A 12,995-nucleotide genomic window follows, 5' to 3' on the forward strand; every position below is an offset into this window, starting at 1 on the left:
CCCGCTCTTGGCGATCCGTGAACATCGATCAGCGTGGGGTTGATTTCTGGACGGGTGCGTCCATTTATCCCTTGCTGAGGGCGGTGGCTCGATATATCGCCACCCTCGATCATCCGATTGTTTCGGGATTTGGACCATGGCCGCCGCGTCGAACAAGAAGCTTATTCCCCTGGTCGTCGGCGGAATCGCCGCCGTGGCGCTGATCATCGGCGGCGGGTTGTGGTTCGTCGACAAGCAGCGCTACGAGACCACCGACAACGCCTTCGTCCAGGCCGACACCGTGCAGGTGAGCCCGCAGGTCTCGGGCTACGTGGCCGAGGTGCTGGTGGCCGACAACCAACGGGTCGAGGCCGGCCAGGTCGTGGCCCGTATCGACACCGCCACCCTGCAAGCCCGCCTCGATCAGGCCGTCGCCAATGCCGAAGGACTGGAAGCGGCCATCACCGGCGTCGATGACAAGGCCGCCCTGGAACAGGCGATGATCGCCCAGCGCGCCGCCGGCGTGGCCAGCGCCCAGGCCGACGCCAGCCGCGCCAAGGCCGACCTTGACCGCTACAACGTGCTGGCCAAGCAGGGCTGGGTCTCGACCCAGAAGGTCCAGACCACCCAGGCCAGCTCCGCCCAAGCCGGGGCAGCCGTTCAGAGCGCCCAGGCGGCGCTGGAGGCCGAGCGGCGCTCGGCCCAGTCGCTAGGTTCGGCCCGCGCCCAGACCGTGGCCCAGGCGGCCGCCGCCCGCGCCGCCGTCGCCTCCGCCCGCATCGACCTGGACCGCGCGGTGATCCGCGCGCCCGTGGCCGGCGTGGTCGGCGCCCGGTCGGTGCGGCCAGGCCAGCTTGTTCAGCCCGGCGTGGCCCTGATGTCGATCGTGCCGGTCGGCCAAGGCTATATCGTCGCCAACTTCAAGGAGACCCAGGTCTCGCGCCTGCGGGTCGGCCAGCCGGTCGAGATCAAGGCCGACGCCTTCGGCAAGCAGGTGATCCACGGCAAGTTGGACAGCTTCGCCCCGGCCACCGGCCAGGAGTTCGCCCTGATCCCGGTCGAGAACGCCGTGGGCAATTTCACCAAGATCACCCAGCGCCTGCCGGTGAAGATCGTGGTCGAGAAGTCCATCCTGGGCTCGGCCCTGCGGCCTGGTCTGTCGGTCGACGTCAAGGTTGACGTGCGCGACCGTTCGGGCCCGTCCTTCGCCGAGGCCGGCCAACCGGCCCCGCGCCTGGCCCAGCAGGGCGTGGCGCGCTAGCGCGTCCGGGTTCGGAACCCAGACATGGCCGACGCCGCCCTTCCCGTCTCTTCCATTCCCAAACCCGCCCCCGAGGTGGATTGGGGCAAGCTGATGTTTGGCTTCGGGGCGATGGTCATTGGCCAGTTCATGGCCATCCTCGACATCCAGATCGTCGCGGCCTCGCTGCCGCAGATCCAGGCCGGGGTGGGCGCCAGCGCCGACCAGGTCAGCTGGATCCAGACCGCCTATCTGATCCCCGAGGTCGTGATGATCCCGCTGTCGGGGTACCTGTCGCGGCTGTGGGGCACCCAGCGAGTCTATCTGATCTCGTGCACCGGCTTCATGGTCATGAGCGTGCTGACGGGCCTTAGCTCGTCGATCGACATGATGATCCTGACCCGGGCCCTGCAGGGCTTCATCGGCGGGGCGATGATCCCCACCGTGTTCGCCGTGGCCTTCACCGCCTTCCCGCCCGAGAAGCGGATCACCGCCAGTGTGATCATGGGCCTGATCGTCACCCTGGCGCCGACCGTCGGCCCGACCCTGGGCGGTCACCTGACCGAGTGGCTCTCCTGGCGCTGGCTGTTCTTCATCAATGCGCCGATCGGCGTCATCGTGCTGTTCGGCGTGGCGCGCTGGGGCCAGTTCGACAAGGGCGATCCCAGCCTGTCCAAGGGCTTCGACTGGTTTGGCCTGGCGGTGATGGCCGCCTTCCTGATGAGCATGCAGTTCGTTCTGGAGGAAGGCTCAAAGGACGGCTGGTTCGAGGACAGCGGCATACTGGCCTTGACCGTGGTGGCCGTCATCACTGGCGTGACCTTCGTCTGGCGGTCGCTGACCTATCGCAATCCGATCGTCGAGCTGCGGGCGTTCGCCAATCGTAATTTCACGATCGGCGTGGCCATGACGGCGGTGTCGGGGGCCAGCCTGTTCGGCGGCACCTTCCTGCTGCCGCAGTTCCTGGGCCGGGTGCGGCATTATTCGGCGTCGGAGGTCGGCACGACCATGGTGGTCTCGGGCCTGTCGATGTTCGCCACCGGACCTATCGCCGGGCGGCTGGTGCGCGAGATGGACCCGCGCATCCCTATGTTCATCGGCTTCATGCTGGCGGGCTTCGGCATGTACATGGCCCATGGCGTGACCAAGGACTGGGGCTTCTGGGAGTTCGCCGGGGTGCAGGCCTGTCGCGGCGTGGGTGTGATGATCGCCATGATCGCCACCCAGCAGGTGACCATGAGCACCCTGCCCCAGAACATGGTCAAGAACGCCTCCGGCCTGGTGAACCTGGCGCGCAACACCGGCGGCGCCGTAGGCCTGGCCCTGCTGGCCACGGCGATCACCAACCAGACGGCCCTTTACTACATGGGCCTGTCGGACCTGGTCAGCCAGGGCAACCCGCGGATGGCCAGCATGATGGAAGGTCTGGCCGCGCGGATGGCGCAGCTTGGCGTTTCCGACCCGGATGGGGCAACCCGCAAGGCGATTGGCGGCATGCTTCAGCAGCAGGCCACGGTGCTGGCCTTCGGTGATAGTTTCACCTTGCTAGCCTATGGTTGTTTCATCGCCGCAGTGGTGTCGTTGCTGGCCAAGCCGGCCAAGAACGCCCCACCCCCGCCCTCGGACGCGCACTGACATGTCGAGAGTCGCCAATGCCTAGAGTTGCGGGACAGATCGACGTCGCCAAGACCGAGGCCATTCTCGACGCCGCCGTCGAGGTGATCGGTCAACGTGGCCTGGGCGCGCCGATGGAGGCCATCGCCAAGCTGGCGGGGGTCTCCAAACAGACCGTCTATAACCACTATGGCTCGAAGGCCGAGCTGGTGCGCGCCCTTATGGCCCGGCGGGTGGCGGTGATCACCGCCCCGCTACGCGATCCCGGCGCCATCGACAATCCGCGCGAGGCCCTGGAGGCCTTCGCTCGTTCGATGCTGGAGACGGTGGCGACCAGCAAGAGCTACGCCATCATGCGCGTGGTGATCCAGGGCGCCGTCGAAATGCCCGACGTGGCGCGCGAGGTGTTCGAGGCCGGCCCCCGCCAGACCCGTCGGCAGCTGGCGGCGTTCCTGGACGCGGAAAACCGCCTGGGCAGGATGGACGTGCCTGACCCTGAACAGGCGGCCGAATTCTTTGGCGGCATGGTCATGAGCCACCACCAGCTGCGCAGCCTGCTGGGCCTGCCGTCCGAAAACACCACCGAGGCGTTCGCGGCCCTCGCAGCCGAGGCGGCGAGGCGCTTCATGCGGGCCTATGCTCGATAAGCAAAGGCCCCCGCCCGACCGGCGAGGGCCCGTTGTCCTAGGCCTCGGCCTCGTCGGGCATGCCCATCATGTGGAAGCCCGCATCGACGTGAACCACCTCGCCTGTGGTGGAGCGACCCAGATCTGACACCAGCCACAGGGCCGCGCCGGCGACGCCCTCCATCGAGGTGTCTTCCTTCATGGCGCTGAACGCCCGGCCCTGGGCGATCATGCCGCGGCCGCCGGCAATGCCCGCCAGGGCCAGAGTGCGCATGGCGCCGGCCGAGATGGCGTTGCAGCGGATGCCCTTGGGGCCCAGGTCGCGGGCAATATAGCGGGTCGCCGCTTCCAGGGCGGCCTTGGCCACGCCCATGGTGTTGTAGTTCGGGATGGTCCGCTCAGAGCCCAGATAGGTCATGGTGATCAGCGACCCGCCGTTCGGCATGATCTTGGCCGCGCGCTTGGCGACGTCGACGAAGCTGAAGGCCGAGATGTTCAGGGCCAGCAGGAAACCCTCGCGGGTGGTGTTGTCGACGAACGAGCCCTTCAGCTCGTCCTTGTTGGCGAAGGCCACCGAGTGGACGACGAAGTCGATCGTCCCGAACTTCTCCTCGATCGCCGCGAAGGCCGCGTCCATCGAGGCGTCGTCGGTGACGTCGGCCGGGATTAGGGTAGTGACGCCGATGCTCTCGGCCAGCGGCCGCACGCGGCGCTCCAGGGCTTCGCCCTGATAGGTGAAGATCATTTCGGCGCCCTGGGCGGCGAGCTGCGAGGCGATGCCCCAGGCGATGGAGTTGTGGTTGGCCACGCCCATGACCAGGCCCTTCTTGCCCGCCATTAGCTCGCCCTTGGGGAATGCGTATTCGTCGGCCATCGGTTGGCTCTCCAGGAATCCTTGACCCGCTAGCTAGCAGGACCCACCGCGCGGAGGAACCCCGGCAGGGCTCTAGGCGACGTGGACGGCGCGCAGGACGGCTTCCTTCAGGGCGCTGGCGACGGTCCTGAGCTTCAGCCGCGCCCGCTTGCCGTCACGCCGGGGCCAGACCCAACCGCCGGTCTTGAGGTTGGCGGGCAGGCGCAGATGAAACCGCCCCTCCTCCGGCGAGGAGTACATCGGCGTGTAGTAGAGGCAGTTTTCGAAATAATAGTGGGTGACCAGCGAGCGGCGGGTCGCGCCCTCGCGGGTGATCGCCGTACCGCCATGCGCCACATTGGCCGTCCAGACCAGGGCCTGGCCCTTTTTCAGCAAAGCCACGGTCGGCGCGCTTTCCAGTTCCCGCGCGAAGGCGGGTACGTAGAAGGTCTCGTAGTCACCCGCCGCCGGGGCGCGATCCGTGACCCCGGCCTCGCGCATGCCGAAGACCGGCCGCTTGTGGCTGCCCAGGTGGTAGAACAGTGGCCCGGCGTCGGCGTGGACGTCTTCCAGCGCGAACCACACCCCGCACATGAAGCGTTGTGGCTCGCTGTGAAAGTGCACCGCGTCGGCATGGGCGTGCTGCTCGCTGCCAACCAGGAAGTTCAGGGTCTGAAACGCGAAGGGCTCGCGGCCATAGGCCAGGGCCAGCATCGACTCGATCACCGGCAGATTGGACAGCACCCTCACCGCCGGCGATCGCCGCCAGGCGTCCTGGGCCCGCCGGACACCAGGGGTGAAGAAGGTCTGGGTTTCCGCGACGACCCGGTCGCACAGGGCCGGGCCCTCCGCACCCAGGTCGATGATCGCCACGCCGTCGCGATGCAGGTCGGTCATGAAGCGGCGCTGCGCCGGGTTCGCCCCGACCGCGTCGAGATAGGCCTCGACCTGATCGGTCTCGACCCAAGGCGTGGAAGGCTGGACGTCAAAACGCATCGCTATTGGCCCCACCCGATGGCGCAGGAATCATAGCCCACGCCTCCACGGCGGATCAACCGGCCTTGGCCTGGCGCCCCAGCCATGGCCAGAGCCGGTCGAGCACGACCTCGCGCGTGGCGTGGTAGTCGAGATGGTGATCTTGGCCAGCGGCCGGACCCTGGAAGGCGGGATCCACCATTGGCCCAGCCATCAGCGGCGCGAACAGGTCCAGATAGCCAAAACCTAGCGCCGGAGCGGCGGCGGCCAGCCGGGTGTTGAAATCGGCGTGGGCGGTCACGCGAGCCGCCGCGACGGGAATCTCAAGGCCGGCCAGATCGATCCGCCCGTCGGCCTCGCCGTGCAGCTGGGCGATATGGGCGTTGCGATAACCGCGCCGCCAGGCCAAATCGCTTAGCGCAGGGGGCAGGATCGAGACTAGGTCGATACGCTCTCGATCGGCCGCGACGATACGCCGGGCCAGGGCGTCGACATAACGTTCGACCGTTTCGTCAAGGAAGGCGGCCAGTTCGATCGGGTCGAAGGCCGTGCGGCCAGCCCGAAATCGGCGATAGGGATGCACGAACTCCACATCAACCTGGCCGAACATCAGCAGTATGCGCGGTGCGGCGCGTAGCAGGGGCGCGATATCGCGACCAAGCTGCTCGCCCGCCCCGCTCCGGGACTCGGTCGAACTCAACCCCCGCGCCGAAGCGCCGGTCAGCAACCGGTGGATCGGCAGCAGCCACCGGCGCCCCCGCCGGGCGCGCCGCACCAGGATACGGCTGTGGCTGTCGCCGACCACCGCATAGGGCATGGCGCCCGCACGCACCGCCTCGGCCAGGCGGTCTGCGGTGAAGCGATCGTCGGTCGTCAGTTGATCGGCGAGACATTTCGAGGCCGCCATCCAGGCCTCTGCCAGCAGACGGTCCGCCGCATGCGGCAGGACGGCGGCGCCCCATGCGTTCAGGACCGCGCCAGGAAGCCTGTCGGTCCAAATCCTTTCGCCAACCACGACCAGGCGTCGCGACACCCGTGCGGCAGGGCTGATCGACGGCTGGTCCGGCGCCTCATAGGTCATCGAGGGGTCCCACTTGCTCGTATCCGTAGCTAGAGCATTTCCCGACCTGACTGCGTCAGGCCGTGAGCTCTAATCTTCTGTTTTGACGCATTTTTCTTCACGCGAACCGGAACCACTTCGCTCGAAAAATAGTCTAGCAGCGGGCGGGCGGGGCGTCAGCCGACTTCGAAGCCAACGGCCGGAAGACCCTGCTGATGGCGAGCGTGCGCCGTCTCGAACGCCGTCTCGAGATCACGAGCGAAACAGGCGGGGTTAAACACGGCGGAGCCTTCGACGGCGCGCACCAGCCGCGCCCTGATATCCGCGAGGGAGGCGGGGTCGCTAGCCAGCCCCACCGCTGTCGCGACATATGGTGCTCGTCAGTTAGCCTTGGCGATGATCAGTGTGCCGTTGGTGCCGCCAAAGCCGAAGCTGTTGGACATCACGGTGGTCAGCGGCCTGTCCGACCGTTCGAGCAGGATCGGCAGGTCGGCGAACTCGGGATCGAGGTTTTCAATATTGGCGCTCTGGGCGGCGAAGTCGTTGTCGAGCATCAGGATCGAATAGATCGCCTCCTGCGCCCCGGCCGCGCCCAGGCTGTGGCCGGTCAGCGACTTGGTCGAGGAGATCAGCGGGGCCTTGTCGCCAAACACCGTGCGGACCGCGCCCATCTCCTTGCTGTCGCCCACCGGCGTGGAGGTGCCGTGCGGGTTCAGATAGTCGATGGTCCGGTCGCCGGCCTGCGCCATGGCGATCTTCATGCAGCGCGCCGCGCCCTCGCCCGACGGCGCGACCATGTCGAAGCCGTCGGAATTGGCGGCGTAGCCGACGACTTCGCCATAGATCTTCGCGCCGCGGGCCTTGGCGTGCTCATATTCCTCAAGCACCACGATTCCGGCCCCGCCGGCGATCACGAAGCCGTCGCGGTCCCTGTCATAGGCGCGGCTGGCCACGGCGGGGCGGTCGTTAAAGTTGCTGCTCATCGCGCCCATGGCGTCGAACAGGTTGGACAGGGTCCAGTCCAGCTCCTCGCAGCCGCCGGCGAAGACGATGTCCTGCTTGCCCATCTGGATCTGCTCGGCGCCCGCGCCGATGCAGTGAGCGCTGGTCGCGCAGGCTGAGCTGATCGAATAGTTGATCCCGCGGATCTTGAACCAGGTGGACAACACCGCCGAGGGGCCCGAGCTCATCGCCTTGGGCACCGCGAACGGGCCGATGCGCTTTGGACCCTTCTCCCGGGTGGTGGCGGCCGCCTCGACGATCACCCGCGTGGACGGGCCGCCCGAACCGACGATCAGGCCGGTGCGCTCGTTGGAGATCTCGGACTGCTCAAGACCGGCGTCGGCGATCGCCTGTTCCATGGCGATGTGGGCATAGGCCGTGCCGGGCGCCAGGAAGCGCGCGGCGCGACGATCGACCAGGGCTTCCCACGAGTCGAGCTTGACCGTGGCGTGCACCTGGCAGCGGAAACCCAGTTCCGCATAGTCCGGCGCGGCGACCACGCCCGACTTGGCTTCACGCAGTGAGGCGAGCACCTCATTGGCGTTGTTGCCGATGGACGAGACGATCCCCAGTCCGGTGACGACGACGCGACGCATGAACAATCCTCTTTCTTCCCCACGATCCAAAAGGGACGGCTCTAGGCGGCCACCCTACAGGTGGATCACGACGCCATTTGTTCCGCGGTGAACAGCCCGACCTTCAGGTCCTTGGCTTCATAGATGGCCACACCGTCGGCTTCCAGCACGCCGTCGGCGATGCCCATGACCAATTTGCGGATGATCACCCGCTTCAAGTCGATCTTGTAGGTCACCTTCTTGACGCCCGTCGTCACCTGCCCGGTGAACTTGACCTCGCCCACGCCTAGGGCCCGGCCGCGGCCGGGCGCGTCCGACCAGCCCAGGAAGAAGCCGACCAGCTGCCACATGGCGTCCAAGCCCAGGCAGCCCGGCATGACCGGGTCGCCGATGAAGTGGCAGGCGAAGAACCAGAGGTCGGGATTGATGTCGAACTCGGCCTCGACATAGCCCTTGCCGTACTTGCCGCCGTCCTTTTCGATCCGCACGATGCGATCGAACATCAGCATCGGCGGCACGGGCAGTTGGGCGTTGCCGGGGCCAAACAGCTCGCCCCGGCCACAGGCCAGAAGCTCGTCGAAAGTGTAGGAACTCTGTTGCATGGTCCCGCCCTAGCACGACGGTGGGCCGCGCCTCAATGTTACTTTCGGTAACGCCTGTGAACGCCTGACGCTCCGCGACGGTCTCGATTCGCCGCTAGGGCTTGCACTGGACCTGGGAAGAAGCCCCCCAGATTTCCCCTTCCGGGGCCCATCCGGCCTCGCCGTCGGCCTTCAGGCGGCACCAGCCCTTTTCGCATTTGTCGAGATTGGCGGTTGAGTGGCCAGCCAGATAGGCGGTTATCCGCGCATTGCCCTTGGGCTGGGCGCGCAACGGCAGGGGCGTGGTCTGGACGCGCATGGCGGTGCGTCGGCCGTCGGTGGTCCGTCGGTGAACCCAGGCCAGATTGCCCTCGGGATCGCAGATCCGCCGCCATTCCCGGGTTTCGGCCACCACCTGCACCGGCAGGCCCTTGGCCTTGTAGATCCACAGCAGCCGATGCTCCTCGTCCGGGCCGACCCGGGCATTGACCTCGCCGTATTTGAGCGAGACGTAGCGCGGCACCTCCATGCCCGATGGCGTGATCTTCGGGGCCTGGGCGCGCGCCATGCTCGTCAGCCCAACCAGGGCGAGCAGGATCAGGGCCAGGCGGCCGAGCGAACGATGTTTGCGATTCGTCGGCATCTTGCTTGGCCGCACCCGGCCCCTTTGCTACTGATTTCAAACACCCGTCAGGAACGCCCAACGGGGGGGAAGGCTTTTCGAACCGCTCATGTCAGCTCGCAAGCTCAAAGTCATCGTCACCCGCAAACTGCCCGATCCGGTGGAGACGCGTATGTGCGAGTTGTTCGACACGCAACTCAACGTCACCGACAAAGCCTTGACGGCCGATGAACTGGTCGAGGCCATGGGCCAGTGCGACGTCTTGGTGCCCACCATCACCGACCGGATCGATTCGCGCCTGCTGTCTCGATCGGGCGACCGTCTCAAGCTGATCGCCAATTTCGGGGCCGGGGTCGACAATATCGACGTCGCCACCGCCAATGCGCGCGGCATCATCGTCACCAACACCCCCGGCGTCCTGACCGAGGACACCGCCGACCTGACCATGACCCTGATCATGGCCACCTCGCGCCGGGTCGTCGAAGGCGCCGAAGTGGTCAAGGCGGGTGGCTTCCACGGCTGGTCGCCGACCTGGATGCTGGGCCGCCGCCTGTGGGGCAAGCGCCTGGGGATCATCGGCATGGGCCGCATCGGCCAGGCCGTGGCCCGCCGCGCCAAAGCCTTCGGCATGCAGGTCCATTATCACAACCGCAAGCCGGTCAGCCCACGCATCGCCGAGGAAGTCGGGGCCACCTACTGGGAGAGCCTGGACCAGATGCTGGCCCGGATGGACTTCATCTCGGTCAACTGCCCGCACACCCCCGCCACCTACCACCTGCTGTCGGCCCGCCGGCTCAAACTGTTGCGGCCGCAAAGCATCATCGTCAACACCGCCCGGGGCGAAGTCATAGACGAAGGCGCCCTGGCCAACATGCTGGCGCGCGGCGAGATCGCCGGCGCCGGTCTGGACGTTTACGAACACGAACCGGCCATCAATCCCAAGCTTCTGAAACTGCCCAATGTCGTGCTCCTGCCCCACATGGGCTCGGCCACGGTCGAGGGCCGCATCGACATGGGCGAAAAGGTCATCGTCAATGTGAAGACCTTCATGGACGGCCACCGGCCGCCCGACCGGGTCATTCCGTCTATGCTGTAGCCGGCTCGCCCGCGCAGCTCGTACATTCCGGATCCGCGCCGATCCGGACCGTGCGGGTCTCGGCCGCCAGGGCGTCATAGATCAGCAGGCGGCCCGATAGGGGGTCGCCGGCGCCGGTGATCACCTTCACCGCCTCCAGCGCCATCATCGCGCCGATCACGCCCGCCAGGGCGCCGACCACGCCGACCCGGGCGCAGGTCTCGGCGTCGGGCGGGGTTTCGGGCACCAGGCAGCGGTAGCAGGGTTGGCCGTGGAAGACGCCGATTTGACCGGTCCAGCGGCCCAGAGCGCCGCTGACCAAGGGCTTGCCCGTCGCCAGACAGGCGTCGCTGACGGCGAAGCGGCTGGCGAAGTCATCCGTGCCGTCCAGCACCAAGTCATACCGCGAGACGAGCGCCTCGGCGTTGGCTTGGTTCAGCCATACCGGGTGGTTTTCGACGGCAATGTGGGGGTTCAGAGCGTTCAAGTGTTCGGCGGCCGCCTCGACCTTGAGCCGTCCCGCGTCGATGGTGGCGAACAAGACCTGGCGCTGCAGGTTGGACAGCGAGACGGTGTCAGGGTCGACCAGGCCCAGGGTTCCGACCCCGGCGGCGGCCAGGTAGAGCGCGGCCGGCGCGCCCAGGCCCCCGGCCCCGACCACCAGCACCCGCGCGGCCTTCAGCTTCTGCTGGCCCGGCCCGCCGATCTCGCGCAGCACCAGATGGCGGGCGTAGCGTTCGACTTCGGCCGGTGAAAAGCTCATCGCGCTTGATATCTCTGCTGCGCCTCGCCAGATGCGGGACATGAAAAACAGCAATTCTTTCCCCGCCAACTCTTTTCCAGATTGGCACGGCACGACCATTCTGGCGGTGCGCAAGAACAGGCAGACCGTGATCGCCGGCGACGGACAGGTCTCCATGGGCCCAACCGTCGTCAAGGGCAACGCCCGCAAGGTCCGCCGCCTGGCCGGCGGCAAGGTCGTGGCCGGGTTCGCCGGGGCCACGGCCGACGCCTTCACCCTGATCGAGCGGCTTGAGGCCAAGCTGGAACAGTATCCCGACCAGCTGGCCCGCGCCTGCGTAGACCTGGCGAAGGACTGGCGCACCGACCGCTATCTGCGCCGGCTTGAGGCCATGCTGCTGGTGGCCGACGCGGACTCGATCTTCACGGTGACCGGCGTGGGCGACGTGCTCGAACCCGGCGAGAGCACCGGCGGCGGTTCGGTGGCGGCCATCGGCTCGGGCGGCAACTACGCCTTGGCGGCCGCCAAGGCCCTGATCGACCAAGACCTGACCGCTGACGATGTCGCCAGACGTTCGATGGCCATCGCCGCCGAGATCTGCGTCTACACCAACGGCAATCTGACGGTGGAGAGCCTCTGATGACCGAGTTTTCCCCCCGCGAGATCGTCTCCGAACTCGACCGCTACATCGTCGGCCACCTGGAGGCCAAGAAGGCTGTCGCCGTGGCGCTGCGCAACCGCTGGCGCCGCCGGCGCACGCCCGACGACCTGCGCGACGAGATCACGCCGAAGAACATCCTGCTGATCGGCCCCACCGGCGTCGGCAAGACCGAGATCGCCCGCCGGCTGGCAAAGCTGGCCCAGGCGCCGTTCCTGAAGGTCGAGGCCACCAAGTTCACAGAGGTCGGTTATGTTGGCCGCGACGTCGATCAGATCATCCGCGATCTGGTGGAAAGCGCCCTGGCGATGGTTCGTGACAAGCGCCGCGCCGGGGTCAAGGCCAAGGCCGAGGCGGCGGCCGAGGAGCGCATTCTCGACGCCCTGACAGGCCCCGGATCAACCGCCGCCCGCGAAAGCTTCCGCAAGAAGCTGCGAGCCGGCGAACTGGACGACAAGGAAGTGGAGCTGCAGCTGGCCGACACTGGCGCGGGAGCCGGCATGTTCGAGATCCCCGGCCAGCCGGGCGCCTCGGTGCTGAACCTGTCGGAGATGATGAAATCGTTCGGCGGCGGTCGCACCAAGACCCACAAGACCACGGTCGCCGGCGCCCACGCGCCGCTGATCGCCGAGGAAAGCGACAAGCTGCTCGACCAGGAGGCCCTGACGCAAGAGGCCCTGGAACTGGCCGAGAACCACGGCATCGTCTTCCTGGACGAGATCGACAAGGTGGCGTCTTCGAGTCAGCGCGGGGGCGCTGACGTCTCCAGGGAGGGCGTTCAGCGCGACCTGCTGCCGTTGATCGAGGGCACGACGGTCTCGACCAAGTACGGACCGGTCAAGACCGACCACATCCTGTTCATCGCCTCGGGCGCCTTCCACGTGGCCAAGCCGTCCGACCTGTTGCCGGAGCTACAGGGCCGCCTGCCGATCCGTGTCGAGCTGAAGGGCCTGACGCGCGATGACCTGCGCCGTATCCTCACCGAGCCGGAAGCCAATCTGATCCGCCAGCACCAGGCGCTGATCCTGACCGAGGGGGTGACCCTGGTGTTTACCGACGACGCCATCGACGCTGTGGCCGACGCCGCCGTGGCGGTCAACGCCTCCGTCGAGAACATCGGCGCCCGGCGGCTGCAGACGATCCTGGAGAAGGTGGTCGAGGAGATCAGCTTCAGCGCGGGCGATCGCTCGGGCGAGACGGTCACGGTCGACGCGGCCTATGTGCAGGAACGCATCGGCGCCTTGGCTGCGAACGCAGACCTCAGCCGGTTCATCCTCTAGGGTCAAAACCCAATCAAGGTATTGATTGAGCATTCTTGCTGTGATTCACTCTTTGGAACGGAGGTGGATCATGGCTGGAGAGTTCTGGTTATCGGATCGGCAGTGGGCGGCAA

13 protein-coding genes are annotated in these 12,995 nt (G+C 66.9%); 6 read left to right on the forward strand and 7 right to left on the reverse strand.

Annotated elements, in window-relative coordinates:
* Nucleotides 1-136 precede the first annotated feature (136 nt).
* From ACP7AG_RS10585 to ACP7AG_RS10595, 3 genes are read left to right on the forward strand one after another with little or no spacing between them, the layout of a single operon-like run.
* Nucleotides 137-1,240: an HlyD family secretion protein gene (locus tag ACP7AG_RS10585; RefSeq protein ID WP_426010324.1), complete on the forward strand. Its 1,104-nt coding sequence runs from the start codon at nt 137-139 to the stop codon at nt 1,238-1,240.
* Between the two features lie 24 nt (nt 1,241-1,264).
* Complete coding sequence (locus ACP7AG_RS10590; RefSeq protein ID WP_426030771.1) at nt 1,265-2,854, forward strand: DHA2 family efflux MFS transporter permease subunit; 1,590 nt, start codon at nt 1,265-1,267, stop codon at nt 2,852-2,854.
* A 17-nt stretch (nt 2,855-2,871) separates the two neighbouring features.
* Nucleotides 2,872-3,480, forward strand: a complete 609-nt coding sequence (locus ACP7AG_RS10595) for a TetR/AcrR family transcriptional regulator (protein WP_426010328.1) — start codon at nt 2,872-2,874, stop codon at nt 3,478-3,480.
* A 37-nt stretch (nt 3,481-3,517) separates the two neighbouring features.
* Here ACP7AG_RS10595 and ACP7AG_RS10600 read toward each other — a convergent pair whose 3' ends face one another.
* From ACP7AG_RS10600 to ACP7AG_RS10625, 6 genes are all read right to left on the reverse strand, one after another.
* A complete protein-coding gene (locus ACP7AG_RS10600) occupies nt 3,518-4,333 on the reverse strand; it encodes an enoyl-ACP reductase FabI (protein ID WP_426010330.1) in 816 nt (271 codons plus the stop codon).
* 72 nt (nt 4,334-4,405) lie between these two features.
* A complete protein-coding gene (locus ACP7AG_RS10605; protein WP_426030772.1) occupies nt 4,406-5,308 on the reverse strand; it encodes a phytanoyl-CoA dioxygenase family protein in 903 nt (300 codons plus the stop codon).
* 55 nt (nt 5,309-5,363) lie between these two features.
* On the reverse strand, nt 5,364-6,368 hold the full coding sequence (locus ACP7AG_RS10610) for a hypothetical protein (RefSeq protein ID WP_426030773.1): 1,005 nt from the start codon (nt 6,366-6,368) through the stop codon (nt 5,364-5,366).
* 359 nt (nt 6,369-6,727) lie between these two features.
* Nucleotides 6,728-7,945 carry a beta-ketoacyl-ACP synthase I gene (gene fabB, locus ACP7AG_RS10615; protein WP_426010334.1) on the reverse strand — a complete coding sequence of 406 codons (1,218 nt, stop codon included), beginning with the start codon at nt 7,943-7,945 and terminating at the stop codon, nt 6,728-6,730.
* Between the two features lie 65 nt (nt 7,946-8,010).
* Nucleotides 8,011-8,526 carry a 3-hydroxyacyl-[acyl-carrier-protein] dehydratase FabA gene (gene fabA, locus ACP7AG_RS10620; protein WP_426010336.1) on the reverse strand — a complete coding sequence of 172 codons (516 nt, stop codon included), beginning with the start codon at nt 8,524-8,526 and terminating at the stop codon, nt 8,011-8,013.
* Nucleotides 8,527-8,620: 94 nt separating this feature from the next.
* On the reverse strand, nt 8,621-9,148 hold the full coding sequence (locus ACP7AG_RS10625) for an SH3 domain-containing protein (protein ID WP_426010337.1): 528 nt from the start codon (nt 9,146-9,148) through the stop codon (nt 8,621-8,623).
* 88 nt (nt 9,149-9,236) lie between these two features.
* On the opposite strand from ACP7AG_RS10625, the gene ACP7AG_RS10630 reads away from it, so the two are divergent.
* Nucleotides 9,237-10,223 carry a 2-hydroxyacid dehydrogenase gene (locus tag ACP7AG_RS10630; RefSeq protein ID WP_426010339.1) on the forward strand — a complete coding sequence of 329 codons (987 nt, stop codon included), beginning with the start codon at nt 9,237-9,239 and terminating at the stop codon, nt 10,221-10,223.
* Here the strand turns inward: ACP7AG_RS10630 and ACP7AG_RS10635 are convergent.
* On the reverse strand, nt 10,213-10,965 hold the full coding sequence (locus ACP7AG_RS10635) for a HesA/MoeB/ThiF family protein (RefSeq protein ID WP_426030774.1): 753 nt from the start codon (nt 10,963-10,965) through the stop codon (nt 10,213-10,215). The genes ACP7AG_RS10630 and ACP7AG_RS10635 overlap by 11 nt on opposite strands.
* Before the next feature lie 31 nt (nt 10,966-10,996).
* On the opposite strand from ACP7AG_RS10635, the gene hslV reads away from it, so the two are divergent.
* Together hslV and hslU are read left to right on the forward strand one after the other, a co-directional pair.
* Nucleotides 10,997-11,584, forward strand: a complete 588-nt coding sequence (gene hslV, locus ACP7AG_RS10640; protein WP_426010342.1) for an ATP-dependent protease subunit HslV — start codon at nt 10,997-10,999, stop codon at nt 11,582-11,584.
* A complete protein-coding gene (hslU, locus tag ACP7AG_RS10645; protein WP_426010344.1) occupies nt 11,584-12,882 on the forward strand; it encodes an ATP-dependent protease ATPase subunit HslU in 1,299 nt (432 codons plus the stop codon). The genes hslV and hslU overlap by 1 nt, the downstream gene beginning before the upstream one ends.
* Nucleotides 12,883-12,995 lie beyond the last annotated feature (113 nt).

The sequence above is a fragment of the Caulobacter sp. DWP3-1-3b2 genome (assembly GCF_049896325.1).
In the GTDB taxonomy this organism is placed as follows: Bacteria; Pseudomonadota; Alphaproteobacteria; order Caulobacterales; family Caulobacteraceae; genus Caulobacter.